Source organism: Spirulina major PCC 6313, assembly GCF_001890765.1.
In the GTDB taxonomy this organism is placed as follows: domain Bacteria; phylum Cyanobacteriota; class Cyanobacteriia; order Cyanobacteriales; family Spirulinaceae; genus Spirulina; species Spirulina major.
This window is the reverse complement of the sequence record NZ_KV878783.1, coordinates 4599765-4625843: the sequence shown is the minus strand read 5'-3', so window position 1 is coordinate 4625843 and position 26079 is coordinate 4599765. Positions and strand designations below refer to the sequence as shown.

Below are 26079 nucleotides of genomic sequence, written 5' to 3'. Positions count from 1 at the left end.
CAGCATTTGCGAAATTTGTCGTTCTGCGTCCTGTCACTGAATAAGCGGCTCTGAGGCTGCGGGTTTGGGTTGAATTGGTGCAATGAGATAACAGAGGTTTGAACGCATGGGTTTGGTGGTGGCGGGGTTGCTATAATTCCAGTACCTACAGCCCCTCTGAAGTCAATGGTTGCAACCATCACAGAACATATTCAAATCACACCGGGTGTCTGCGGCGGTAAACCACGAATTGCTGGTCATCGTATCCGAGTTCAGGATGTGGTGATTTGGCATGAGGAGATGGGTCTGTCGCCACAGGCGATCGTTGCAGAACACACAACCATTACGCTGGCAGATATCTATGCGGCGTTGGCGTATTATCACGATCATCTAGACGAGATTCGGGCGCAGATGGCAGCAGGCGAGGCGTTGGCAGATTCGTTGCGATCGCAGTTGCCGTCCAAGGTGCAACAGAAGTTGCAAGCGCAGTGTGGCGAAAATTAAGTTTCACAAGTTTCCAAGAATTGGCGTTCTTTCACTCGCTCCGGCAGATTGAATTGCAATAACTGAGTTGTTGTCCTGCCTTCGGGTGTCAAGCCACAAATTTCACCCTGTTCAAGTTTGAAATGCTCCGACCAAGTTTGAGTGCGAGGATTGAACAAAAAACTAAACTCTTGAGTTTCAGGATCGAAGGAACCTAAATCGCTGCCTTTGTGGCGGTTACAACGCCAGCACGCCAGCACCAAGTTATCTGCGTCTGTTTTGCCTTGGTGTTTTTGGGCGATCGCATGATCCAGTTCATGGGGATAGAAGCCAACCTGATCGGGGAGTTGGCAATATTCGCAACGGTTGTTGGCCCGTTCAACCACAAGGCGGCGCAGAGCAGCGGGAATGTAGCTCATGATTGGCGCGTCAGGTGCGGCAAGTTACCGATTTTGAGCATGACGATGAGATGTTCAATCCGTTCGTATTCGTCGAGTTCGGCTTGCTCAGTAACAGTGAGGGTTCCGGCTTGATTGCGATCGAGGAGCCAGCGGAGGCGATCGCCCATTTCGGGAGTGGGTCGAAAGGCGGCAATTTCGTCAGGGGTGGGGCGACTGGCAATGAAGTTGAGGATGTGATGATAGACGTGGTTGGGGAGGGGGGCTTGCAGGCATTGTTGCAGCAGAGCGGGGAGGCGATCGCCGATGGCGTTGAGTTGGGGAACCAGTTCGTCGGGGACGTTGAGGGTAATGGTTGCCATAGGAAGGAGACTCTGTGTATTGGCTCTATTTTAGCGATCGCGCCACTTTTGGGGCGGTTTGGTTTGAGGGTTAGGGGTGGCGGGGTTGCTACAATTTTGAGTAGGTCTTATGTGATGTCGAGGTAAATATGGCGATCGCGTTAACCCCAGACCAAGAACAATTTGTTCAGAATAAGCTCTCTAGTGGTCAGTATGGTAGTGCCGATGAGGTGATCGCGGAGGCTCTGCGACTGCTCGAAAAGCGCAATCGCGGCTATGAGGCATGGTTGGCTCAAACACGAGAGCAGGTAAAGGTTGCTCAGGCGGAATTGGCTCGTGGAGAAGGGATTGAGAGCAGCCAGGTGATTGAGCGACTGAGAGCGCGATCGCGCCAAGCAAAATTAGTAATCTAGAAATCAAGTTAGTAGCGAGCGTTAAACCATGACTATTTCTCCGCCGGAACCCGTTGACTTAGCTTTACCTGAGCAATTGCTGGAGACGTTGGGGCAATATGCAGAGCAGGAATCTCTCTCCCTTGACCGGGCGATGCAGATTGCCTTGCACGATTTTCTGGTGCGTCAGGGTTACGTAATTGAACCGCGCAAACGGTTGCGAATCACACCAGCAACCCAGGGCAGTGGGTTTACGGATACTTCTGTTAATCATGATGCTGTGTTCTCTGGAGTTAACTAAACCCATGAACTCATTACCCATTCGCAAAGCCCAAGATAATCTCAACCAGCTCGTTGATGAGGTGTCGCAACGTCGCAGCCCGGTACTCATCACCGGCTCAAGCCATGAGGCGGTGTTGATTTCTAAAGCGGACTGGGATGCAATGCAAGAATTGTTATATCTCGGCAGTATTCCGGGCTTGGTGGAGTCGATTCAGCAGGAAGCGAGTACACCGCTCCAAGATTGTATTGAGCTTGAGAATTTAGAGTGGTGACTTGGCGGGTTGTTTTGACCAAGCAGGCGGCGAAGGATGCGAAGAAGCTAGCGGCGGCAGATCTGAAGCGTAGAGCGCAAAAATTGCTCGATATTTTGGTGAAAAACCCCTACCAACCGCCTTACGAGAATTTGGCGGGGAATTTGGCTGGCTATTATTCTCGTCGGATCAACAAGCAACACCGTTTAGTGTACGAAGTCTATGAGCAGGAGCGGATTGTGAAGGTGTTGAGGATGTGAACACACTACGAGTGACGGCATTTGCGAAATTTGTCGTTCTGCGTCTTGTAACTCAATAAGCGGCCTAGGGGCTGCGGGTTTGCATTAAATTGATGAGGTGAGAGGACTGAGGTTTGAACTCATGGGTTGGTCGCGGCGGGTTTGGGGTGGTTTGGTTTTGGGGTTGGTGGTGGCGGGCTGATTGACTGACAAAAGATCATATCTGAATCTCGAAATCCCCCACTATACATAGACTTCAGCGTTTTGTGGTCGAAGTCCCCTGATCGGACAGTATCTTGGCACTGTATATAAATCAGCAGAAGCCTTACCAGCACTAGATCATAGCCTTTTATAGGAGTGATCGCTGAAATGCTTATGAAGCAAGGTGTTTCAAAGTTTTGTCAATCAATCAGGTTATCGGGTAAAGTCTATTTATAATTCAAGTACGATGAAACAGTAAATCATGACACTTCAATTTGGACTAAGGTTTCCAGAAGCAATGCGAAGAATCAAGCAATGCAATATTCTCTTAATTGGTGACACAGGTGTTGGCAAGAGTACACTCATACAAACATTGCTTAATGTTGGCGATTCAATCAGTAATAACGTAACGTCTGAGATTAAAGCATATAAGCATTCACAATTGCCATTTTGTCTTTATGACTCTCCAGGGTTAGAGTGGAAAAATAAAAAAACCGAGTCAGGCAAAAAACAAATTATTGATTTCATTAAAAAGCAAAATAAGCTTGAACCCAAGGATCAAATTCATGTAGTTTGGTATTGTGTAAACTCTCAAGTGACAAGACAAGCAGACATTGATAATAAATGGATTCAAGATGTCTCTGACCTAGTCCCTGTAATCGCTGTTATTACAAAATCACTTGATAAGAAAGACAAAAATCTCAGAAACTTACTGCAAGAGACTCAATGCATTCGCAATACTTCTTCAGTGATGGCAGAGCCAACACCAACAGTACGCGGCAATGTTAAGCAGCATGGTTGTCAGAATTTATTACATGAAACAGAGACTTTGTTGAATGAAATTGCTGAGCGAGCCATCCAAAATGCAATCAGACAAAAGAAAATTGTTGCCGTACATTGGTGTGCTTTAGGTTTAACTGGTGTTATCGGAGCGCAATTCGCTCCATTTGTGAAATCCAAGTTTTCAGCAGGATTGCAAGTTTGGATGCTCCACGACATCACCAAAAATTTTGGACATAGTTTTTCCAAAAAAGATATTAAACAACTGCTACAAGTGGCTGGGATTTACAGTTTTTTCGCAATGTTTGACGGAATCATGGAAAACGTCTTATCTCATCTACCAGGATTAGATTATAACAACATACAAAGTGTGCAACAGATCTTGGATCACGTCGTTTCCATTATCGGACAAAACGCAGAAATCATTCCATTCAAAGAAAATATTATTGAAATTTTACAACAGCTTTCAGGTGTGAATCTTATCGCAAATCTTCCTGCCCTAAATGTCTTGTCGGCACTAGAAGCAACATTTTCAACAATTGTTCTTGCCGCTATTTGGATAGCTGTCATGGAAGACTACACAAAGCGTGTGTATGAAGGTCAAGATGTACCTAATCTAAATGAATTATTGTCTCAAAAGTTTAGTCAAGCTAAGGAATTCTTGACATCTTTATTAGGTCAAGTGGAACTAGCATAAGGATCTTATCCCAATTTTCTAACTTACAGCCACAGAACAAGGGGCTTAAGCCCCTTGTCTAAGTTGCTGGATGTGTAGTTCCCGATTTAGCGAAGTTATTATCGGGATTGTGGGGGCTTCCGTTGGAGGGCTATATCATTTTGTATCAGCTTGTGAGGGATGGGGTGGAAATTTTGCGGGTGGTGAGTGCATATCGCGACTTGGATGCGTTGTTCGATGATGGGAATGTGTGAGGCGTTATACGAAGCGGCAGGGTTGGGCTAGGGCTCGCTGTAACAGGACTTGATAGGCGCGATCGCCCACCACATAGGCTCCGAAACGTTCCAAATGGGGGTTTTGGAGTTGGGCATCAAACAGCGTGAACTGGCGCGATCGCAAATGTTCCACCAGCTTCACCATCGCCACCTTCGACCCCTCCGGGATGTGAAAAAACATCGACTCGCCAATAAAGGCCCCCCGAATCGCCAACCCCAAAATCCCCCCTGCGAGGCGATCGCCCTGCCAGGTTTCAAAACTATGGGCCCAGCCCGCCCGGTGCAACTGGAAATAAATGTCTTGCAGTTCCGGCGAGATCCAAGTTGTTTCCCGCGCCGCACAGCCTGCACAGACCGCCGCAAAATCCCGATCAATCGCCACCGTGAAACGATTTTGATTCAGCGATCGCCGCAACGACTTTGGAAACCGAAACCGCTCATCTAAGGGAATCAGCGCCCGCTTCTGGCTCGTATACCAGCCCAACTCCTCCTGCTCATCCGCCATCAGAAAATAGCCCTGGGAATATCCGTCAATGATCGTTGCTGTATCAATCTGCATCTTGCTCATTTACCTATCACCCCAAGACCCTGCCGCTAACCCTGCGATCGCCCCCTGCACTCAAAGCCCATGATGATACCATGGTTATCTGTAGGCCGTAGTGACAGCGCAACAAGACTCAACGCGCTCCATTGCCCACATCACCGTTTTATAATCGAAAACCACCGCTCACCCATGGGGCTGTTTTAAGAGGTATGTTTAAAAACTTATTTGGCGATCCCAACACTCGCAAACTCAAAAAATTTCAACCCCTTGTGGCCGATGTCAACGCCATCGAAGAGGACATTCAAGCCCTATCCGATGATGAACTGCGGGGCAAAACCTTTGAATTTAAAGAGCAACTCGCCAAAGCTCGCACCGACTTAGAACGCAGCGATATCCTTGATGATATCCTCCCCGAAGCCTTCGCCGTCGTTCGTGAAACCGGCCTGCGCGTCTTGGGCATGCGTCACTTCGACGTACAACTGATCGGCGGCATGGTACTCCACAGCGGCCAAATCGCCGAAATGCGCACCGGGGAAGGAAAAACCCTCGTCTCCACCCTCCCCGCCTACCTCAACGCCCTCAGCGGTCACGGTGTCCATGTCGTCACCGTCAACGACTACCTCGCCCGCCGTGATGCCGAATGGATGGGACAAATTCACCGCTTCCTTGGCCTCAGCGTCGGCTTGATCCAAGCGGGGATGAGTCCCGCCGAACGCAAGAAAAACTACGCCTGTGATGTCACCTACGCCACCAACAGCGAACTGGGGTTTGATTATCTGCGCGACAACATGGCCACCGCCATGGATGACGTGGTACAGCGGCCCTTTAACTACTGTGTGATCGACGAAGTGGATTCCGTGCTGATCGACGAAGCCCGCACCCCGTTGATTATTTCCGGCCAAGTGGAACGCCCCACGGAAAAATATCTCCGCGCCGCCGAAATTGCCCGCCAACTCTTCCCCCAAAACGAAGAAGAGGGAACCGGGGAATACGAAGTCGATGAAAAAGCCCGTAACGTCTTGCTCAATGACGAAGGCTTTGCCAAAGCGGAGGAACTGCTCGGCGTGACGGATCTTTACGACCCCGAAGATCCTTGGGCGCATTATATTTTCAACGCGATTAAAGCGAAAGAACTCTTCATCCCCGATGTGAACTACATCGTGCGCGATGACGAGATTGTGATTGTGGATGAATTTACCGGCCGGGTGTTGAAGGGTCGCCGCTGGAGTGATGGTCTGCACCAAGCGATCGAGGCCAAAGAAGGGGTGAAGATTCAAAATGAAACCCAAACCCTCGCCACGATTACCTATCAAAACTTCTTCCTGCTCTATCCGAAATTGGCGGGGATGACGGGGACGGCGAAAACAGAAGAGGCGGAATTTGAAAAAATCTATGACCTCCAAGTGACGATTATTCCCACCAACTTGCCCACCCGTCGCTTTGATATGGCGGATGTGGTCTATAAGACGGAAGAGGCGAAGTGGCAAGCGGTGGCGATGGAATGCAAAGAGATGCACGAACTGGGCCGCCCGGTGTTGGTGGGGACGACGAGCGTTGAAAAGTCGGAAGTCCTTGCGAAGTTGCTGCAAGGGTTGCAGATTCCCCATAATCTCCTCAATGCGCGGCCGGAAAATGTGGAGCGGGAATCGGAAATTGTCGCCCAAGCGGGTCGTAAAGGGGCGGTGACGATCGCAACCAATATGGCGGGTCGCGGGACGGATATTATTTTGGGGGGGAACTCGGACTATATGGCCCGCCTCAAGGTGCGGGAATACCTGATGCCCAAGATTGTCATGCCCGAAGACAAGGAATTGATGGTCAGTGTGCCGGGGGCGAAGGGGAAACGGAAATCCGCCCCTGGCTTCGGGGATGAGGCTAAGCCGCCAAAAACTTGGAAAGCATCTTCGGATATTTTCCCGACGGAGTTGTCCAGTCAGGCGAAAACGATGCTCAAGGATGTGGTGGCCCTGGCAGTGCAGCAGTACGGTGAACAGAGTATGCCGGAATTGGAAGCCGAAGAGAAGATTGCGATCGCCGCTGAAAATGCCCCCGTTGATGATCCGGTGCTGGAAAAACTGCGGGAAGTCTACAACACGATCCGCCGCGAATACGAAGCCCTCACCGGCAAAGAGCACGACGAAGTGATTCAACTGGGCGGCCTCCATGTCATCGGCACCGAACGCCACGAATCCCGCCGGATTGATAACCAATTGCGGGGCCGTGCCGGTCGTCAGGGTGACCCCGGTTCGACGAAATTTTTCCTCAGTTTGCAGGATAATTTGTTGCGGATTTTTGGGGGCGATCGCGTCGCCGGCCTGATGAATGCCTTCCGCGTCGAAGAAGATATGCCCATCGAATCCGGGATGCTGACCCGTTCCCTCGAAGGTGCCCAGAAAAAAGTAGAAACCTTCTACTACGACACCCGGAAACAGGTGTTCGAGTACGACGAAGTGATGAACAACCAACGCCGCGCCATCTATGCCGAGCGTCGCCGCGTTCTCGAAGGCTTCGACCTCAAAGAACAAGTGATCGGCTACGCTGAGCGCACTATGGACGACATCACCGACGCTTACACTAACCCAGAACTTCCCCCCGAAGAATGGAAGCTCAATGACCTCGTTGGCAAAACCAAGGAGTTTATCTACCTTCTTGCCGATCTAGAGCCGAAACACCTCGAAGACATGACGATCGGGGAAATTAAAACTTTCCTCCATGAAGAAGTCCGCAAAGCCTACGACCTCAAAGAACACCAAATCGACAAAATCCAGCCCGGCCTGATGCGCCAGGCGGAGCGGTTCTTCATCTTGCAGCAAATTGATACCCTCTGGCGGGAACACCTCCAAGCCATGGATGCGCTGCGGGAGTCGATCGGGCTGCGGGGTTATGGTCAAAAAGATCCGCTGATCGAATACAAGCAGGAGGGTTATGAAATGTTCCTCGAAACGATGATCGATATTCGTCGGAACGTGGTCTATTCCCTCTTCCAATTCCAGCCCCAAGGTCAACCCCAAACCCAAACCCAAACGGTTTAGATCCCCCCCGCCCCCCTTTTTTAAGGGGGGGGGAACACCCAAACCCCCTCTAACCCTCGTGACCTGGCTCTGCCAGGTTATGAGTAGCAGAGGCTCTGCCTCTCATCAGGCGGCAGGAGGGGGGAATATCCAAAACCCCCTTAATAAGGGGGTCGGCACAGCCGGGGGGATCTCTACCTATTTTTCATCGGAGCATTGGCACTATGGACATTCTCACCCTCACCCAACCGGACGATTGGCATCTACATCTTCGGGATGGGGCGGCGTTGCGGGCGGTCTTACCCGATACGGTGCGGCAGTTTGGGCGGGCGATCGTGATGCCGAACCTGAAGCCACCGGTGCGCACGGTGGCCGAGGCGGCGGCCTATCGCGATCGCATTCTCGCCGCGATTCCCCCAGGGCAACAGTTTGAACCCTTGATGACCCTCTATCTCACCGACCAAACTCGCCCAGAAGATATCGAAGCGGCGAAACAATCGGGGTTTGTCAAAGCGGTGAAATATTACCCCGCCGGTGCGACGACGAATTCCGATTCCGGGGTGACAGATATTCGGAAGTGCGATCGCGTCTTTGCAACCATGGCGGCGTTAGGGTTGCCATTGTTGCTCCATGGCGAAGTGACCGATCCCGCTGTGGATATTTTCGATCGCGAAAAAGTCTTTATTGATCGCCATCTCATCCCGTTGCGCGATCGCGTTCCCCGCCTCCGCATCGTCCTTGAACATATCACCACCGCCGACGCAGTAGAGTTTGTGCGCGGGAGCGATCGCACCGCCGCCACGATCACCCCGCAGCATCTTTTGTTAAACCGGAATCGCATCTTTCAAGGCGGTATTTCGCCCCATTTTTACTGCCTCCCGATCCTCAAACGCGAACCCCATCGCCAAGCCCTCCTCCAGGCTGCCACCTCTGGCAATCCCAAATTTTTCCTCGGCACAGACAGTGCACCCCATAGTCGCGATCGCAAGGAAACCGCCTGCGGTTGTGCCGGGTGTTATACCGCCTTCCATGCCCTGCCCCTCTACGCCGAAGCCTTCGACAGTGTGGATGCACTGGATCGCCTCGAAGCCTTCGCCAGTTTCCACGGCCCCGACTTCTATCAACTCCCTCGAAATACTCAACAGATCACCCTCACGAAAAAACCCTGGCAAATCCCCACCGCATTACCCTTCCCCGATTCGGAACTTGTGCCCTTAAACCCTGGCGAAACCCTCACCTGGCAAATGGTGCATTAATCCCAGGGTTTGGTGTAGATGCCGATGTGATTAGCGATCGTGCGTTCGGTCATGGGGATTTTGGTGTGGATGGGGGCGTTGAGGAGTTTAGGGCCATCGGGAGTTTCGTAGGCCAGAGTTGCAGAGCCGCCACCGTCGAGGGCGATCGCATCCGTCGCCCCCAACTCTTGCGCCCATTGGCCCGCCTCCATGAGGGTCATCCCTGTGCTGTAAAAGGGTTGTTTGCCATCCACGATGATTAACCAAAGTGTTGTCCCGGTGGCGTTGGTGGCGGCAATGGTGCGGGCGTAGGGTTTGCGGTTGGCGGAGCGATCGGGTAATGTCCCGCTAATCAGGAGGCGAGGGAGACCCGCGAGGGCCTGGGTAGTATCGGGAGGGCAAGTGGTATCGGCGGAAATCTGCATCCGTTGCGTAGGGCCAAAACAGACCGGATGCCAGTCAGTGCGGGGCTTGGCGTAGGGGATACCGTCGGCGATCGCTTCACCGAGAACATAAACGCGATCGCCCCCATGGGGAAAATAATCCCACGGCGTATTTTCGATAAAGGGGTAAAAATAACTGCCGTTGATGGCGATTTGGGCGCGGGATTGGCGCAGAAAGTCGGTCGTGGTGGCGGCGCGGGTTTGGCCGGGATGGTCAGGATCGCCGGGGGAAACGATGAGGCGCACACCGGGGACGGTGAGGTCAATGGTGAGGGTGTGGATCACCAAGGGGCGGGGAGAGTCGAGCACGGTGCGATCGTACTGCACCCCCTGAAACAGATCCCGCTGGAGGTCAGTGCGGGGAGGACGTTGGAGCGTGGGGACGGTGTAAAGGATCAGAGCGATGAGAAGCGCGATCGCACCTCCCACACTCAGCCCTCGTCTCCGCCATAATTTAAATAGAAATTGTTTGAATCGTGTTAACGGTGTCATTCCATGGCCTCCTCTGCTTCCAATTTACAAAATCGTTCCTTTCGCCGCCAAACCTTGACCAATGCCGATTTTCACGGCGCGGATCTGCGGGGGGCGGATTTTCGCGGCGCGATCCTCCGGGGGGCGACATTTCGAGGGGCGCGGCTGGGGCGATCGCCCTGGCAATGGGCCCAACTGATTGCGGCGATCGCCCTCACGGCTTGGCTCACGGGCCAAGCTGTGACGGGGTTAATCTTCGCAGCTTTGGGACAACCGATGCAGGGCACAGCGGGGATGTTAGTGATCACGTTGCATACTGTGAGTCTGGGGACGGGGGCGGCGATCGCGCTGCCCTCCCGGTATCGCATCGCGGTGGGCAGTGGCGGCGTGGGGATATTAATCGGCTTTTTTTACGGCGGAACTTGGTTTGATCAGGCGTTGATTCCCGCGATTGTGGGGGCGGTACTGGGTTTGAGCGTGGGGGTCGGGTTGAGTGGACGGTGGCGATCCGGATTGGGGGCGATCGTGGGGCCGACCGCGATCGCTCTCACCTCTGGCAGCGCGGTGTTTCTCCTCTGGACGACAGCGATCGCGGGTCTCACCACCGGCCATCCCCTCGGCTGGGTCTTCACTCTCCTCACCCTGTTCTATTTCGCCATCACCTGGCAATGGACGGGACTCCTCGAAACTGCGATCGCCCAATACGGCGGCACATTTTTCCAAAATGCGGACGTAACCGGAGCCGATTTTAGCCATGTGCAGGGCGGATTAGTCCATTGGGAGGGCGCGATCGGGGCCCCAAACCCTAACCCAATCCAAACGAGCGTATCACCAGGGTAAACACCCCACAGTTGGGTTGAGTGTTTGCACGTATTTCTATCTTCACTTAAAGATATAAAACTGTCCGTAACCCCTCATCTATCTCCTCCTGCACATAATTCGGGAGCGACCCAATTCGCTCAACTAAAAATGTCTTATCAAGCGTGATAATTTGAGAAACATCAACAACAGATTCTTTCGATAAACCTGATGCATTACGAGGCAAGAGCACATTACCCGGTGCTGCTGCCAATTGAAGATTGGACGTAATTACCACAACGATTACCGTGCTAATCTAACTCTGGTTAAACGCATCATCCTGAACAACCAGAACAGGGCGACGATATCCAGGTTCTGAACCCACGGGTTCGGGTAGGTTAGCCCACCAAATTTCACCTCGATACATTACCACTCCTCATGAGGAAGTGACATCACTTGCATCCTTACTATCTCTGGCTCTAGTTCAGAGGATTCTGTGGTATACACTGGGTTCAATTTGAGCAGAATTTGAGCGCGATCGTGTTTTTTGAGGTATGCCTGTAGTGCTTTTGTGTAAAGCTCACTACGAGACATGCCTAACTGCTGGGCAAGGGATTCGGCCTGCTCAAACACTGAATCTGGCAGCGAAATTGCAGTTTTCATCGTGACTTTGATTTCAGGTCATACCTCAGTTATACCAGCAAAAACCTCTCTGTCTGTTCTGATTCAGAAAATAAAGTCAGCTAGCGATCGCGCCTCCCCGAAAACCCTAACTCAATCCCAACGAACGTATCGCTATAGCAATCTTGTATCGAGATGCAGAGGATTTATGGAACTCACACAGATGATTGAGTGGTGGCGTGATCGCTGAATATCATGTTTGTTCAGTGCCGCTCGACCTACTCGTGTCATCCAAAGATTCAAGTTGAGTTAACCAGTTATGGAAATGTTGGCATTGATGTCGGATTGACTGCAAGCCAATCTGTTCAGCTAACTGTGGTCCAAAAGTAGATTTAGATTTTTCATAATCAGGGAATTGAGTAATAATACGTTTACTCGGTGCTGTGTCAGACCCATCATTAATCAACTCTGGTGATTCATATTGATTAGCAATATCATGAAGGGCACTGATTCCGCGATCGTTCTCAGCATCAAGATATTTAAAACAGTCGGGATCGGAGAAAAGATACGCTTCATATTCATGCAATTGAAGATAGGGGATGAATCTCCGATCATGAATATCGTCTGCGAATTTTTGCTCTAAAAATTCAACTCTTTCAAAAGGATTATATCTCATGTTTTCGGATTCAGCTAAACCTGGAAATCCAGCATGAAGTGCATATAAATCAATCATCGTTGTAAAAAATACATCTTCAGCTTGATCCTGCTTCAGAAAACGGATGATGTCATCTTTCATGGGGATATAGTTCCAGCCACCCCCGCGATGTACTTTGCCTTTTTTTCTAGCGTGGGCAATAAGTACAGGTTTATTCATAAACACATTATACTGTGCTAAATGTGGTTTGATCAGGGTGTCAGCAAAGGTTTGCTCCGTTTGCCCTTCAGCAAATAAGTAAAGGCGAACCATTAATGTGGCCCTCCACCAATCACATTTTTCTCCCAAACTTCTCCTAAGCTATAAGCATCTAGCCAAGTTTCTAACTCTTCAGGATGTAGCCGCTCAAATTTCGACTCTTTCCCGTCCCGGTTTACAGCAATAATATCTTCAGGATAAAAGTTATCTAAGAAAGAACTAGACTGAGTACCAATGAGAATTTGTGTGTGTAATGAGGCTTTACTAAAAAGATCTGCAATGATAGTCAAGGCATAGGGATGAAGACCTAACTCTGGCTCGTCTACAATAATAAGTTTTGGGAATTCATGCTCAGGTTGCAGTAGTAATGTAGCTAGACAAATAGCACGTAACGTTCCATCTGAAAGCTGATGTGGCCCAAATACTCGATCTGCCCCTTTCTCAGTCCAATTAAGAAGGACATGATGAGATGCATCGGGTTCAAGCACAAAATCGTCGAAAAAAGGTGCAATTAGCCGAATCGTTCCAACAATACGCTGATACGCTGCCTTCCCATTCTCTTCACGAAATCTTAAAAGTAGAGCGGCTAAATTACTAGCATCTGGCATCAGCCATCTATTATCACCTACATAGCAGGATTGGCGAACACCGGCTGTCGGGGATGTATCGTGAAAGTGATACACTCGACAGCGATCAAGTAAATATTTAAGAACTCTTGCAGTTTGTTTTTCGTCTTCTATTGCTTTATTAATGTTAGTTTCTTGGTGTCCTGCTCCCAAATCATCTACCCTCGGACTGTCTCGACCAGTTTCAAGATAACTCAAGGTTTCTTCAGCAAAAATCAATGTGTCAGCAGCAGCATGAAACAGTCTTAACGAATAGGTATCGACACCATTTTCAACTTCAAATTCTAGTTTTGCTTCAATTTGAAGAGTCACTTTAGAACCAAAGTGCAGAAAAGATTGGGCCCGCCCTGATATGCCGACGTAATGTTGAAATCGGCCAGCCATCATTTCATTGATCATCTTGAAAAATGAAATCAGGTTACTCTTGCCGGCTCCATTCGCTCCAATTAAAACATTCAAAGGGTTCAATTCAAGATCAATTTCTTTGATAGATTTAAATCCCTTAAGTGTTAATTTTCGTAATGTATTCAAGCAACAATCTCCTAAGTTCGTTGTCGAGTACTGCACTACAGCAATTTGTAATTGTTTATCAGCCTTTAATCTTAATCAAGCAGTGAATTAAGGTTGTTTGCTTGTTAATCATGTAGATTTTTAATTCAAAATTATACACACAAACAATCTATTGTACACACATTCACCCTCAAGCCCGATCGCACCTCTCCCTACACTAATTGCAACCGCATAATTTCTTGGGGACTGATGGCGATTAAGCCGCCGTCTCCGGCGAGGAGTTGGGTTTCGGTGCTGACGAAGGGTTCCGTGTCGGGGAAGGTTTTAACGACGTGGATTTGTCCTTGATCGACTTCGACGCGGACGATGCCGCTGTCGGTGGCGGCGAAGAGAGCTGCACCGACGGCGCAATGGGTGCGGAAGGCTTCCAGCCAGGGGGCATCGCCTTGGGCGGCGCAGATTTGGGCCTCGATCGCACCTGTGGAGTGGATGACCGCCCCGTGATAGTAGGTAATGCCGTCGGTTTGCATCGCCCAGACGAGCCACGATCGCACCGCTCCCACCGTGCAGTGCGCCGCGATTAATTGGCCCCGTCCCCAATCGAGGCGCACTTGGTCATTGATGCCTGGTTGCCCGACGGCAAAGGTGAACGTCACACTGAGATGACCCGCCCGGTAATAGCCCACGCCAAAGGATGCGCCGACCCAAATCTGCGTTGGACCCGCCAAGACATCGCCCCAATAGTCTGGACCGAATCGTCCGGCTTTGAGGAGTTGACCATTGTGGAGCCAGAAGCGATCGCGCCCATTGGTGACGAGTTGGGGCTGTCCTTGGTGAGTATCAACGGCGAGGCGTTCCGGGGACTGGTCGGGGTGAAATGCGATCGCTTGTCCCGCCATGGCGATCAGGGTGGTGCGGCCTTGGAGTCCGGCCCAGAGGGATGGATCGCGATCGCCCGCTAAAATCACCGCGCCCCCTTCCCGTTTAAACTGTCCCGCTTCATGGACGAGCCATTGCACCTGTGACCCCACCACCTGCGCCGCCAAAATTAACCCGGTGGTACGATGGAGCACCGTGGCGGTGACTGTGCCGCGCACGGTTTGGGTTAACGGTGGGGGAACAGGGGTGATCGTTGCATGGGTGCAAACGGGGCAGGCGGCGCGGGTATGTTCAAGCTGACATTGGGGACAGGTGCGCCAGTGGAGATCCTGAAGGAGTTTCACGGGAAAGGGGCCGCGCTGATCGTTCACGAAAACCCGATAGCAGTAGTGCAGCAGGTCATCGGAGAGGCTTTCGATCGGTAAGGCGGGTTTGGGGTATTTCACCTCTGGATGAAAGATCGTGATCCGGTGCAGGGGACGGGCTGCGGGGGGGACAAGCTGGGCGGGGTTTTTCGGTTTGTACACGCCACCATAGGGGCCAACACAGAGGAGCGATCGCATCACCATCACCCCAAAGGCATACCAGTCGGTTTCCGAGTGATAGGACGCATTGAGCATCAGCGCGTTAGCCGTCGGGTCGCAGCGGAGGGGGTCAACAAAGGCGGCGGTAAAGACGGTACAGGCAAAACCGCCGAACTGAAACGAATCGGCATCGATCAGATAGGCGCGATCGCCCTGCACCAACACATTCAAATCATTAAAATCCCCCATCACCACGCCGACCCGATGGATCGCGGCGATCGTGCCATGGAGGTCTTGGAGAATTTGAGCGATCGCACCATTCCCAATGCCGCTCCGGTGGAGGGCGCGATCGCTATACTGGCGCAACACCCTCGCCGGTTCCACCAGGGGCATCCCGTAGCCCCAAATCCGCCCGGCGCGATCGGTGACTAACTCCGTGGGGGTAATGACGCGATCGGGTAAATTTTGGGGAAACTGGCGCAGTTTGGTTTGATGTTGGTCAAGGCGGAATTGGGCGGCCTGTTGGGCCTGGGGAAAACCGTGATAGTCGGGATGGTCGGGGGCTTTGAAGAGTTTAATCGCGTCATTCTGCCAGCGAAAAATATCCGCTTCGCCACCTTTGGCGATCGCATCTTGAGGCCGTAACGTCAGCCGTTGGTGATTGAGATACATTTGCATAATTAACCCCACCGTTGCTTAAGAAATAGCGATCTGTGTAGTGCGGGCATCTTGCCCGCTGAGATTGAGCCGTAGCGAGCAAGATGCTCGCACTCCCTGTTTTGAAAGCCCGCTGAGATTGATTTGCCCGCTGAGATTGAGCCATAAATCCTGTAGTGCGGGCATCTTGCCCGCTGAGATTGAGCCATAAATCCTGTAGTGCGGGCATCTTGCCCGCTGAGATTGAGTTACCCGCTGAGATTGAGTTGCCCGCTGAGATTGAGCCGTAGCGAGCAAGATGCTCGCACTCCCTGTTTTGAAAGCCCGCTGAGATTGAGTTACCCGCTGAGATTGAGTTACCCGCTGAGATTGAGTTACCTGCTGAGATTGAGTTACCTGCTGAGATTGAGCCGTAGCGAGCAAGATGCTCGCACTCCCTGTTTTGAAAGCCCGCTGAGATTGATTTGCCCGCTGAGATTGAGCCATAAATCCTGTAGTGCGGGCATCTTGCCCGCTGAGATTGAGTTACCCGCTGAGATTGAGTTACCCGCTGAGATTGAGTTACCTGCTGAGATTGAGCTGCCCGCTGAGATTGAGCCGTAGCGAGCAAGATGCTCGCACTCCCTGTTTTGAAAGCCCAGATTTAATGTCATATTGCTATAGTGTCTTTTTCACACTATAGCACTCCCGCCAAAACTTCCCATCTCCTGGCATGATGCCGACCGTTTCACGGTATTCTGAGGCCGAATCATGCGTGGAACTCGTCGCCATGAAGCGGTCTTTATCCACCCGGTTGAATCGGTGGATTTCCCAGCATCATTGGGGTAATTACATCATTGATGACCATTACGCCCTCTTAGAAGCCTGTTTAATCGGGTGTATTTCTGCGATCGCCGCCCTCCTCCTCAAAAAAGGCATCGCCACCGTCGGCATCTTTCGCATCGAACTGATCGAATCCTTCCCCAAACTCTACGGCCGCTGGCCCCTCATACTGCCCCTGTTTGGGTTTTGCATCTGTTGGTGCGCCGGGTGGCTCGTGGAAACCCTCGCCCCCGATGCCAAAGGCGGCGGCATCCCCCAAGTCAAAGCCGCCCTTGCTCAATTTCCCGTCCTCCTCTCCTTGCGCGTCGCCGTGGTGAAACTGATCGCCACAGTCCTCCTCCTCGGAGCCGGTCTGACCCTCGGCCGCCGTGGCCCCACCGTCCACATCGGAGCCGCCCTCGCCGCCCAACTCAGCCAATGGGTTCCCACCTCCCCCCAACACCGCCGCCAAATGATCGCCGCCGGTGCTGCTGCCGGTCTCGCCGCCGGATTTAACACCCCCATCGCCGGGGTGCTGTTCGTCGTTGAAGAACTGTCGCGGGACATGTCCGGCCTCACCTTAGAAACCGCGATCCTCGCATCCTTTACCGGCTCAGTCGTTTCCCGTCTCTTAGATTCAGCGGATCTCAACCTTCCCGCCACCATGCTCAACCCCGTGCTGGTTAACCAATTCATCGCCGCCGAAATTCCCTTTTATCTCCTCTTGGGGGCCTTAGCAGGGGTGTTGGGGGTGCTGTTTAACCAGGGGATTCTTGCCTGTCTGCGCTTTAACCAACATTTGCAATGGCCCATGTCTTGGCGGATTGGGGCGGCGGGCTGTATTTCCGGCCTGGTGATTGCCCTTGCCCCGCCGACGTTTTTAAACAATGCGGGGCTGCGGGATTTTTTGATTGCGGGGGATGTGAGTTGGGATAAAACGCTGTTAATTTTCATGATTCATTTTGGTCTGACAATCGTGGCCTATGGGTCGGGGGCAGCGGGGGGATTGTTCTCACCCACGCTCGTCTTGGGGTCGGCCTTGGGGTATTTGATTGGGGAAATTGAGTTTATGGTGCTCCATGCCGGGTCGCCGACCACCTATGCGTTGGTGGGGATGGGGGCGTTTTTTACGGCGGTGGCGCGGGTTCCGATTACAGCGATCGTGATTGTGTTTGAGTTAACGACGGATTTTCGCCTCGTGTTGCCGTTAATGATTAGCGCGGTGATGGCCTATGGGGTAGCGGAGGCGATCAAGTCCGGGTCAATTTATCAACATCTGCTCAAGGCGAATGGGATTGATCTGAAAGACGAGACGGGGCGCAATGATGTGCTGACGGATATGGGGGCGGGGGATGTGATGCAGCGGAATGTGGAGACGCTGACGGGGACGATGACGGTGCAGGATGTGTATAACCTGTTTGGGCAGTCGTTTCACCATGGTTTTCCGGTGGTGGATGAGGGGGGGGTTGTGGTGGGGATGATTACGGAGCAGCATTTGGCGGGGCTGAGTAATTTGTCGCCGCAGCAGTTGGTGCGGGAGGTGATGACGGCGAGTCCGGTGACGGTGGCTCCGGAGATTCCGGTGGGGGATGTGATTTATTTGATGGATCGCTATCATGTGTCCCATTTGCCGGTGACGGAGGGGAAGAAGTTGCTAGGAATTATTACCCGGAGTGATTTGATCCATGCGACGGCGGATCATTTGCGGGGCAAGCCGGATGGGACGGAGGTACGATCGCATCCCTCCTATGCGGTGTATCAGACGCGATCGCCCGCCATTGGCAAGGGCCGGATTTTGTTACCGCTGGCGAATCCCCATACGGCCCCGTATTTGGTGAAAATTGCAGCCGCGATCGCCGCCACCGAAGAGTTTGAATTAGAATGTCTCGCGATTATCAAAGTCCCCCGCCACACTGCCCCCGCCCAGGCCCAGGTCGATATCACCCCCCACCGGGAGCTTTTGCACGGGGTAGAAGCGATCGCCCAAGCCTTCCCGATCTCCGTCCATTGTCAAATCCGCGTCGCCCAAGACACCAGCCAAGCCATCCTCGATACAATTCGCGATCGCCACATCGACCGCCTGATCATGGGCTGGAAGGGCAGCACCAACACCCCCGGCCGCATTTTCGGCACGGTGCTCGATGCTTTGGTACAGCGGGCCCCCTGTGAAGTAATGTTAATCAAGCCCGGTCGCAATCCTGACGCTTACCCGGCGATCGCTGACCACGGCCCGAGCCAATGGCTTGTCCCCATGTCCGGCGGCCCGAATGTCAAACGTGCCCTCCATTATCTGCCCGCCCTGACTCGCTTGATTGCCCCCGGCGACATCCTCCTCACCCAAGTCTTTCCCCCCTCCCAAGGCAAACTCCACTTTCAACCCCTGAAACAGATGGCCGCCTCTCTCAGCCAAGACCTAGATTGTCCCGTGATTCCCCTGCCGATGCGATCGCAGGATGTGGCCGATGCGATCGTCAAACTCGCCCAGATCGAAGCCTGTTCCCTCATCGTCCTCGGAGCCAGCCGCGAAGGCATGCTCCAACACGCCATCCACGGCAACATCCCCGAAGCGATCGCCGCCCAAGTTCACGCCACCGTCATCCTCCTCCGCGCCGCCGTTACGGAATAAGAGGGCGCGATCTGAAATCGTCCAACACGTCTCTCTCTGGCACTTAAGGCTCAATCTCGATCGCCAACTTTTGCCTCACCACAGTTTCAACAGGTGTGTAAATATCAGCCCCTTCCCCTGTTACTCGAATCGAAACAATCAGCGCATACCTAATCTGCTCGTTCCATCGGTTATGTATAGGGCGCTCTTTCCACCATCCTCCCACTGGATAAACACCGATTGCATTCTTGGCTGCCAAATCCGCAGCAGTCCCCGTCCAAATATCCGAATGTAAGGAACCTCGGTTACGCAATTCAGTACCTAAAAACCAACCTTTATCCTCTTTAAAGGAAACTGTATCCCCTTCCTCATGAGCATCTTTAGTAATCCGTTTCTTGAAAGCCGAAAGTGTCTCAGTTGCATCTTTAGTAGCAAATCTTAGCCCATAGGAAGGATAAGAATAGCGGCGAACCCAACCTCGTTCGCCTGGGTTCGACTCAATAAAGTACGAAAGTGTCACCCTCATCTCAACATCCCTCTCACCCAGAGACTCCAGCTCATTCTTTGGCCAGGGAAGAGTATGAAGATTCATATCTTTCGTTGTTATGTTGGACTGATTTTCTTTCTTCTGAAAGGGCTGAAACCCATCCTCAACAATCATGGTCAAATCATTCTTCGCACTCCGAAGTGCCTTGTCCAAACTCGGTACACCATACCCATAACGCCTCAGCAGAATACTTTTGTCTTTTTGCTGTGGTGTAGCAGGCAAATGCTTTCGCATCGCCGCTGTCCAAGTCGCTGAGTGAACAATCAAGGCTCGCACCGTCTCTGGCCAATAGTCAGGATTTTGAACTAGAATCTGTGCCGCAAAATATCCTGCTAAAGCAGTCGATGCACTGGTATCACCAAATAATGTAAATAGACGTTGATTAAATTTATGATGAGTTGTGAGCAAGCTCAAATCATCTAAAACTTCACCTGCACAAGATCCATCTGTCGCGAGATTTCCCCCTTCAAATACAACGTCCGGGCGGTTAGGCCATTGACGACCCCAAACACAAGATGTTCTACTACGGGGTGACAGATCACCAGCGGGCGCGATTGGCTCCCAATGACGATATTCAGAATCAACTATATTTACCTTGTCAGTAAAAGCCCCAACGACTAAGGCATTCCAAGATTGTGCCGGATTCTCAGCAGATGCACTATCATTATTGTCAATATAATCCTTACGATTGATCGCATCACGAATATTACCAACCGGCAAAATTATTAACCGTTGCACCAATTTATCAGAAATTTCATCTCGACCAAAGCATAAATTATCTATCGCCGCAGACCAAGAGGAAGGTGTTCCTCGATTTGCTCCCTCACTGGTCACTGGCATACAAATCACCCGTGTTCGGAATGGAGCTTGTATCTCAGCACGGCTAATACCTTGCTGCATGATCCATCCATACAGATTAGGATCATTTTCCCCTTGCGGGGGAAGTATTTTTACTGATTCTAAGCAGTGCGAAATTTCGATTTTTTGATTACTAACCAGAGCTTCACATAGTTCTCCGTAGATCAACAGCCCAGACATATTTGTGCCATGCCCTTCACGAGTGTCGTGAGTCCCCCATATTGGCTCATAGCTATGCATATCATCTTCGCTGAGGCTATGTTCTAGCAATGGATGAGTTCTCATCACACCACCATCCAACAAACATACAGAGACACTCGGAGATTTCTCAAATACACATTTATTCAGTAGATCATTCATCCACTCCTGCTGTTCAAGCTCGTTATTCTCAAAAAAGAATGATGGCAGATCCTTCGCAATTCTGAGTTCTGCGATCGCATCACACTTACGGATAATTTGCCCAAGCTGAACAACATTAGCCAGCACTAAAACCACTTCACGTTCGACAAATTTAACGGAATGTGGCTGAACCCGAACATCCAGTCGCTCAGTGATCTCATCAAAGCTCTCCTTTCGATCACCTCTGAGCCAGACCTCCCACCAAACCAACACACTTTGATCCTGCGGAAATAGTGACTTCTCGTCGGTAAACAATGGTAAGGATTCAGGTAGCAGGGATGAGGGAAGGCATGGAGACTTGCTCAGGAGAAGCCGTCGCCATCAAAGCTTGTTTCAAGAAACTCAACACCGAACGCCCTTGAGTCCGACAAGTCTGAATCACACTCAGTAACCTTGCCGTCTGGGCAAAACCTGCCATCGAACGCGAGCCACCACAAACCTTACGCTTGGTTACAGCCAACCGCAACGAGCGTTCCGCACGATTATTATCCGGGGGAATTTCTGGATGGGACAGGAAATACCACCACTGATTTGCCTTATCGCGTAGAGAGCGCAATAACAAGCCCGCCTCATGCCCAGCCAGGGGGAGCCAATGCTCCACAGCCGCCTTCACCTCATAGATAAAGCCCGCCGCCCATTGATGATAGGCAGCCCCATCCTCGGTTTCACGCCACTGACGATGCTGCTCAAAGGCTGTGTCAATCAAATCCAGGAATGCCTTCGCCAACTCTGGATTTTTTCCATGCCTGAGCTTGCAGACTTTCTTGAAGTGCCGCCTCAGATGAGCCAAGCACTTCTGCTGGGCTTTCACCTCATAACCGTTGTACACACTGAAGTCATCAGAGACGAGTACACCATCAAAGCTTCGACCTAATAGGGTCTCTAATTCCGCCCTTGAACGAGTATCAGCGGCGTGGAAGAGGCAAAAACCCACCCCACACACTACCCACATCCACTCTTTCACTCCCTTGACTAGCCATGGTGTTTCATCCACTTGGGCGTAGTCTTGGTGTTTCACCCAGTTTCCCAGTTCCTCTACTGTCGGCTTAACGCTTTGGGATGCCCTTTCGTTGGTCGCTTGTAATGTCCCTACTCCCACGGTGATATTCCCCAGTTCCTCTAGGAATTCCTGCTGCTTTTCATAGCTCATGTGAGCGTAGTTCCCCAACCACACCAACAGGGATTGCAGCCCGACTCCTAAGCTTTGACCTCCCAGCACTTGCGGCGGTAGCTCTCCCCATGTTTCCTGTCCGCATCGGCTACAACAGCAGCACTGCTGCTCATACTCCACTACTTCTATGGCGGGTTGGATTAACTCGGCTACTTCATGGCGGCGCGTTTTTCGGGGGACTAGGCTCAACTCTTGGCTCCCACAGTACCCACACACTTGTGCTCGCACCATTTCGTAGCGGTCTATTCTGCCAAACCCTTTGCGAGTTTTTCCCTGATGACCGGGTTGCCCACCGGGTTTACGTTTTCCTTGGCTTGGTGGCTCTTTTTCTGGGGGTTGGTGTTCTGAGCGTTTGTGGATGTCGCTTGATGGGGGTTTCGATGAACTCTCGCTATCGCTGTTGGCGTTGTTCTTGAGCCGCTCTATTTCCCAGACTAGTTGCTGAATAACCTCTTGTTGCCGCAACACCAGTTCCACCAGCACCTCTGATGATGCTTGTCTCAGTTGCTCTCGTTCGACGGCTGGGGGAATCTCGATGGGCTTCATTGTGCTAACTTAGCTGTTTTTTCTGATTTGTCAACCCCCCCCCACCTGAATCCTTACAAACAATGAAGTAACAGAACTTAAGAAAAAGGACTCTATTCGGCTAACTAGAGTTTCATTTTTTGGTTTGCCAGTTTTTGTTTCCTCATTCTCATAGGCAGTAATTTTTTTCGTGAAATCATTCTTCTTACTATCAGGAACAAATAGTGTCGCCTCTAAATATTCATTGCTATTTGGAGAAACGCTAACTGACATCAACTCAATCTTAGCCTTACCCCTAAGATTTTCTATGCTTTGAAGCACCTTGTCCTTCTCAGAAACGCTAAACTCTACATCCAAATAGAATCCAGGCTCACCTACTACATCCACTTCGGAAGCAGATGACTTCCTCTCCTGTTCCAAAGCCTCAAGAACGTTACTCAGCTCAGAACGAAGTTTATTGGCATGACTTCCCCGATTTCGCAGAGGATTACTTCGATCACTACTTATTGGTTTAGGATAAGTAGGCCAGGGTAGAAAAAGAGAGGTAGATTGAGAGATGTAAAGAGTGAGTATAAAGAACAGGTGTACTTATGGGAGCAAGGATGAGAGTATTTCTAAGCCCAGAGGAAGAAAGAACCCTGTGGGAGCTAAGGAAAGCAACCACAGTAATACAGAGAGTCAAAGACCGTGCAGAAGCTCTGAGACTCAGCCATCAAGGATGGTACGTCGAAAAGATAGCCCAACACTTGCACTGGAATGTAGGGACAGTGAGGAAAACGTTCAAACGTTGGCAGGAAAAGGGCTTAGGCGGACTCTGGGATGCACCAGGAAGAGGAAAAAAGAGCACCTGGACAGAAGCCGACATGGTGTACCTAGAAACCTGTTTGCGTGAAGAAAAGCGAACCTATAACAGCGTACAGTTAGCCAAGAAACTCAAACGATACAGAGGCATTAGCTTGAGCCCAGACCATCTGCGTCAGGTGCTCAAAAAAAGGGGGTGATATGGAAGCGGACACGTCAGAGTCACCGAGAGCGCCAAGACCCAGCAACGCGGGCGATTAAGCAAGCAGACTTAGAGATGCTCGAACTCTCTGCGGCAGCAGGGGAGATTTGACTTGCTCTACGGCGACGAATCCGGCAGTTGTTTATGGAGTGCCGCCAGTTACAGCTATTACTTCCGAGGTGAGCAAAAACGACAGGAGCAGACTCGCAAGCGAGGCAAGAGGCTCAGCATCATCGGTTTGTGGCAGCCATTGGTCACCTTCATCTACTCTCTGGTTTTAGGCAGCTTTAAGAGCGATGACTTCATCGCCTTGATGAACCAGCAAGCCCAGAGTGCCGCTGACATCCTCTCGAAAACCGGACGGATAAGGGTCATTGTGCTGGACAACGGCTCCATTCATACCAGCAAGCTTGTTCAAGCCCAGATTGCTACTTGGCAAGCTCAGGGGCTTTATCTTTTCTTCCTGCCCCCCTACTGTTCAGAGATGAATCCTATTGAGTTGGAGTGGCAGCATCTCAAGCGAGATGAGTTGGTTGGTCAGATGTTTGAGTCAGAGAAGGAGTTGGCTTGTGAGGTCATTTTTGGACTTGATGCTCGGGCACAACAAAACGCTCACTCCACTGAATATGTCAATCTGCGACAACCTCAATATTCTGTTACATAGTTCACTCTTTCTTGCCTGAGCTACTTAGAAATATTGGAAATCAAAAATTCTTTGCTTACAGCATCTGGAATTTCTGAAAAAGCAAAAAAATATTTACAAGAACATGATAGAAAAAGAGCAATAAATGGTCTAATAGAAAATTTTCTGGAACCATCTGGAAAAGCATTCGTAGATGAATTAGTTTATCGTTTTTTGCTAACGAAAGGTGATTCACTGGGCGGTAGCATGAGAAACCTTGCCGGTGTGTTGGGAGAATGGAAATTCACGAGAATTTTGATTGCCACATGCTCTATTAGCGGAATGGATTTTGAATATCTTGATTCTAAAACAAAAAAATGGACACATTTTAATTCTGAGCCTGAAGTCGAAAAATATGTTAAAGGTTTACATTGGGTATCCAATCAAAATAAACGAACCTTACTCTATAACTTGACCGTGCCAACAGTAAAAAAGAATGTTGATCTTTGTTTATTCGATTGTTCACCAAATGAAATTGTATCTGGCAAAAATAGTAATTCAGCACATCATGATCCTAAAAAATATCTTGCTTTAGGAGAATTGAAGGGTGGTATTGACCCGGCTGGGGCAGATGAGCACTGGAAAACTGCAAACTCAGCATTAAATAGAATTAGAACTTCATTTTCTGCTAAAGGCTATCATCCTAAAACTTTTTTTGTTGGTGCAGCAATTGAGAATGCTATGGCACAAGAGATTTATCAGCAACTGAATAATAATACTCTTTCAAATGGAGCTAATTTAACAAACGAAACTCAAGTTGTTTCTTTATGTGACTGGCTAATCAAACTATAAATATAGCAATCTGAACTAATTCATGAGAGACACAAGGGTGAAAGTCATGATATACGCCAGATCTAAATCTCATGTCTCACCTGAAATTGCTATAGCGTATAATGCTCATGATACTAATTTTTAGTTTTCAAATAATAACTTAAATGATCTATAAATAAATCAGAGTGTGGCGGCAAGGCACTTTCACGATACTTTGAAATAATTATTTCAAAGCCATGTTTAGATCACGATTAAACATGTCTTGAGTCTGCCCTTGGCTAAACTCAAGAATCAGGGTGCAGGCTTGGATCGCATCGAGGAGATATTCGCGATCGCGATTCATAGGGAATAGATGAGGCGGGTATGGTTAAGAATGGCAGCACGATGAATCGGGTTGTGGCTTTGTTCGATCGCCCGCCGCGTGGTGAGGTCAATGGGGCGATTGTGGAGTAGGGGACTTAGTTGGCTTTCAATCTGATCGAGGTCAAAAAATGTAATCCGAGCTGTGGGGTGAAATGTAGCAAGAATATCGATGTCGCTGGTGGGGTGAAAATCATCCCGGAGAACGGAACCAAACAGTTCAAGCTTGATAATCTGCCACTGTTGGCAGAGAGTCGCAAGGCGATCACGCTCAATGGCCAGTCCAGGGCGAATTTCTAAGCAGTGGGGAGTCCTGTTGATCATTTGCTTGACGGTTGGGGGGCGTGGATTAAGCCGTGGGCTCAGCGATCAGGGTGTGGAAGCGCTCCCAGTGAGCGGGGGTGATGCGGAAGTTGGTGCTGTTGGGGGCGCGGATGATCGTGAGGTCTTTGAGGATGGGGTCTTGGCGGACGGTGGTGCGGAGGATGGGGGTGGTGAGTTTGTGGGTGAAGCGGAGCAGGGCTTGGGGGCGCGTGCCGATCCGGCTTTTGTCGATCCAATAGGCGCGATCGCTCGGATTCGGCATCAATTCCGGCAGGCCGCTAATTTCTGCGATCGCATAGGCCCCCGCTTCTTTGCCCGCAATCCAAACGATCACCCCATCCCCCAGGGCGATTTCTTTGGCATAGCGAGTTGTGAGCCACGGCATTTCATCAAAATCCCGGATCGCATCCTGAATCCGGTAGTATTTTGGGTTGCCTTGAAACAGCCAGTATGCCATGAGTGATCACCATCGTTTAGAGGGAAATTGTATCAGGTTGCTTCCCG

At 50.7% G+C, this 26079-nt stretch carries 26 protein-coding genes and 1 pseudogene; 13 read left to right on the top strand and 14 right to left on the bottom strand.

Annotation, left to right across the window (positions count from 1 at the left end):
* Nucleotides 1-165: 165 nt before the first annotated feature.
* Nucleotides 166-483: a DUF433 domain-containing protein gene (locus SPI6313_RS20450; RefSeq protein ID WP_072622654.1), complete on the top strand. Its 318-nt coding sequence runs from the start codon at nucleotides 166-168 to the stop codon at nucleotides 481-483.
* Here SPI6313_RS20450 and SPI6313_RS20445 read toward each other — a convergent pair.
* Nucleotides 480-881, bottom strand: coding sequence for an HNH endonuclease (locus tag SPI6313_RS20445; RefSeq protein ID WP_072622653.1), 402 nt, complete (start codon nucleotides 879-881; stop codon nucleotides 480-482). The genes SPI6313_RS20450 and SPI6313_RS20445 overlap by 4 nt on opposite strands.
* Nucleotides 878-1222 (bottom strand): hypothetical protein, encoded by a 345-nt coding sequence (locus SPI6313_RS20440; protein ID WP_072622652.1) that lies wholly within the window; start codon nucleotides 1220-1222, stop codon nucleotides 878-880. The genes SPI6313_RS20445 and SPI6313_RS20440 overlap by 4 nt, the downstream gene beginning before the upstream one ends.
* Nucleotides 1223-1350: 128 nt before the next feature.
* Between SPI6313_RS20440 and SPI6313_RS20435 the strand changes: the two genes are divergently transcribed.
* The 5 genes from SPI6313_RS20435 (at nucleotide 1351) to SPI6313_RS20415 (ending at nucleotide 4043) form a co-directional block, all read left to right on the top strand.
* The gene (locus SPI6313_RS20435; protein ID WP_072622651.1) at nucleotides 1351-1614 is read left to right on the top strand and encodes a type II toxin-antitoxin system ParD family antitoxin; all 264 of its coding nucleotides are present in this window, start codon (nucleotides 1351-1353) and stop codon (nucleotides 1612-1614) included.
* Nucleotides 1615-1642: 28 nt separating this feature from the next.
* Nucleotides 1643-1894, top strand: a complete 252-nt coding sequence (locus SPI6313_RS20430) for a hypothetical protein (protein WP_072622650.1) — start codon at nucleotides 1643-1645, stop codon at nucleotides 1892-1894.
* A 4-nt stretch (nucleotides 1895-1898) separates the two neighbouring features.
* A complete protein-coding gene (locus SPI6313_RS20425) occupies nucleotides 1899-2147 on the top strand; it encodes a type II toxin-antitoxin system Phd/YefM family antitoxin (RefSeq protein WP_072622649.1) in 249 nt (82 codons plus the stop codon).
* A complete protein-coding gene (locus SPI6313_RS20420) occupies nucleotides 2144-2386 on the top strand; it encodes a Txe/YoeB family addiction module toxin (protein WP_072623256.1) in 243 nt (80 codons plus the stop codon). The genes SPI6313_RS20425 and SPI6313_RS20420 overlap by 4 nt, the downstream gene beginning before the upstream one ends.
* 442 nt (nucleotides 2387-2828) lie before the next feature.
* Nucleotides 2829-4043 carry a GTPase gene (locus tag SPI6313_RS20415; RefSeq protein WP_072622648.1) on the top strand — a complete coding sequence of 405 codons (1215 nt, stop codon included), beginning with the start codon at nucleotides 2829-2831 and terminating at the stop codon, nucleotides 4041-4043.
* Between the two features lie 237 nt (nucleotides 4044-4280).
* Here SPI6313_RS20415 and aat read toward each other — a convergent pair whose 3' ends face one another.
* Nucleotides 4281-4856 (bottom strand): leucyl/phenylalanyl-tRNA--protein transferase, encoded by a 576-nt coding sequence (gene aat / locus SPI6313_RS20410; protein ID WP_072622647.1) that lies wholly within the window; start codon nucleotides 4854-4856, stop codon nucleotides 4281-4283.
* A 194-nt stretch (nucleotides 4857-5050) separates the two neighbouring features.
* On the opposite strand from aat, the gene secA reads away from it, so the two are divergent.
* Together secA and pyrC are read left to right on the top strand one after the other, a co-directional pair.
* Nucleotides 5051-7873: a preprotein translocase subunit SecA gene (secA, locus tag SPI6313_RS20405; protein ID WP_072622646.1), complete on the top strand. Its 2823-nt coding sequence runs from the start codon at nucleotides 5051-5053 to the stop codon at nucleotides 7871-7873.
* A gap of 203 nt (nucleotides 7874-8076) precedes the next feature.
* Nucleotides 8077-9108 carry a dihydroorotase gene (pyrC, locus tag SPI6313_RS20400; RefSeq protein WP_072622645.1) on the top strand — a complete coding sequence of 344 codons (1032 nt, stop codon included), beginning with the start codon at nucleotides 8077-8079 and terminating at the stop codon, nucleotides 9106-9108.
* Here the strand turns inward: pyrC and SPI6313_RS20395 are convergent.
* Nucleotides 9105-10022, bottom strand: a complete 918-nt coding sequence (locus SPI6313_RS20395; RefSeq protein ID WP_072622644.1) for a phosphodiester glycosidase family protein — start codon at nucleotides 10020-10022, stop codon at nucleotides 9105-9107. The two genes, pyrC and SPI6313_RS20395, sit on opposite strands and share 4 nt — an antisense overlap.
* A gap of 3 nt (nucleotides 10023-10025) precedes the next feature.
* On the opposite strand from SPI6313_RS20395, the gene SPI6313_RS20390 reads away from it, so the two are divergent.
* Nucleotides 10026-10841, top strand: coding sequence for a pentapeptide repeat-containing protein (locus SPI6313_RS20390; protein WP_072622643.1), 816 nt, complete (start codon nucleotides 10026-10028; stop codon nucleotides 10839-10841).
* A 46-nt stretch (nucleotides 10842-10887) separates the two neighbouring features.
* Here the strand turns inward: SPI6313_RS20390 and SPI6313_RS20385 are convergent.
* The 5 genes and pseudogenes from SPI6313_RS20385 to SPI6313_RS20365 form a co-directional block, all read right to left on the bottom strand.
* A pseudogene (locus SPI6313_RS20385) lies at nucleotides 10888-11226 on the bottom strand (type II toxin-antitoxin system PemK/MazF family toxin).
* Nucleotides 11226-11462, bottom strand: coding sequence for a ribbon-helix-helix domain-containing protein (locus SPI6313_RS20380; protein WP_072622642.1), 237 nt, complete (start codon nucleotides 11460-11462; stop codon nucleotides 11226-11228). Before SPI6313_RS20380 ends, SPI6313_RS20385 begins: the two are co-directional and overlap by 1 nt.
* Nucleotides 11463-11673: 211 nt before the next feature.
* Entirely contained in the window at nucleotides 11674-12387 is a 714-nt protein-coding gene (locus SPI6313_RS20375; protein ID WP_072622641.1) for a DUF4276 family protein, read from the bottom strand.
* Complete coding sequence (locus SPI6313_RS20370) at nucleotides 12387-13490, bottom strand: AAA family ATPase (RefSeq protein ID WP_072622640.1); 1104 nt, start codon at nucleotides 13488-13490, stop codon at nucleotides 12387-12389. Before SPI6313_RS20370 ends, SPI6313_RS20375 begins: the two co-directional genes overlap by 1 nt.
* 191 nt (nucleotides 13491-13681) lie before the next feature.
* Nucleotides 13682-15550, bottom strand: a complete 1869-nt coding sequence (locus SPI6313_RS20365; RefSeq protein WP_072622639.1) for a hypothetical protein — start codon at nucleotides 15548-15550, stop codon at nucleotides 13682-13684.
* A gap of 691 nt (nucleotides 15551-16241) precedes the next feature.
* Here SPI6313_RS20365 and SPI6313_RS20360 point away from each other — a divergent pair.
* Nucleotides 16242-18956, top strand: a complete 2715-nt coding sequence (locus tag SPI6313_RS20360) for a chloride channel protein (RefSeq protein WP_217650691.1) — start codon at nucleotides 16242-16244, stop codon at nucleotides 18954-18956.
* Between the two features lie 43 nt (nucleotides 18957-18999).
* Here the strand turns inward: SPI6313_RS20360 and SPI6313_RS20355 are convergent, their stop codons facing one another.
* From SPI6313_RS20355 to SPI6313_RS20345, 3 genes are read right to left on the bottom strand one after another with little or no spacing between them, the layout of a single operon-like run.
* On the bottom strand, nucleotides 19000-20994 hold the full coding sequence (locus SPI6313_RS20355) for a S8 family peptidase (RefSeq protein ID WP_072622637.1): 1995 nt from the start codon (nucleotides 20992-20994) through the stop codon (nucleotides 19000-19002).
* Between the two features lie 10 nt (nucleotides 20995-21004).
* A complete protein-coding gene (gene tnpC / locus SPI6313_RS20350; RefSeq protein WP_072622636.1) occupies nucleotides 21005-22456 on the bottom strand; it encodes an IS66 family transposase in 1452 nt (483 codons plus the stop codon).
* Between the two features lie 30 nt (nucleotides 22457-22486).
* On the bottom strand, nucleotides 22487-22855 hold the full coding sequence (locus tag SPI6313_RS20345) for a hypothetical protein (protein WP_072622635.1): 369 nt from the start codon (nucleotides 22853-22855) through the stop codon (nucleotides 22487-22489).
* 170 nt (nucleotides 22856-23025) lie between these two features.
* Here SPI6313_RS20345 and SPI6313_RS24870 point away from each other — a divergent pair, with 170 nt between their 5' ends.
* The 3 genes from SPI6313_RS24870 to SPI6313_RS20330 all read left to right on the top strand — a co-directional run bounded on the left by SPI6313_RS24870 (nucleotide 23026) and on the right by SPI6313_RS20330 (nucleotide 24912).
* Complete coding sequence (locus SPI6313_RS24870; RefSeq protein WP_072621690.1) at nucleotides 23026-23436, top strand: helix-turn-helix domain-containing protein; 411 nt, start codon at nucleotides 23026-23028, stop codon at nucleotides 23434-23436.
* Nucleotides 23437-23526: 90 nt separating this feature from the next.
* Complete coding sequence (locus SPI6313_RS24865; RefSeq protein ID WP_281248455.1) at nucleotides 23527-24102, top strand: IS630 family transposase; 576 nt, start codon at nucleotides 23527-23529, stop codon at nucleotides 24100-24102.
* Between the two features lie 15 nt (nucleotides 24103-24117).
* On the top strand, nucleotides 24118-24912 hold the full coding sequence (locus SPI6313_RS20330) for an AvaI/BsoBI family type II restriction endonuclease (protein ID WP_084669131.1): 795 nt from the start codon (nucleotides 24118-24120) through the stop codon (nucleotides 24910-24912).
* A 318-nt stretch (nucleotides 24913-25230) separates the two neighbouring features.
* On the opposite strand, the gene SPI6313_RS20325 is transcribed toward SPI6313_RS20330, so the two are convergent.
* Both SPI6313_RS20325 and SPI6313_RS20320 read right to left on the bottom strand, forming a co-directional pair.
* A complete protein-coding gene (locus SPI6313_RS20325; protein ID WP_072622634.1) occupies nucleotides 25231-25575 on the bottom strand; it encodes a nucleotidyltransferase family protein in 345 nt (114 codons plus the stop codon).
* 25 nt (nucleotides 25576-25600) lie between these two features.
* The gene (locus SPI6313_RS20320) at nucleotides 25601-26032 is read right to left on the bottom strand and encodes an EVE domain-containing protein (protein WP_072622633.1); all 432 of its coding nucleotides are present in this window, start codon (nucleotides 26030-26032) and stop codon (nucleotides 25601-25603) included.
* Nucleotides 26033-26079: the final 47 nt, after the last annotated feature.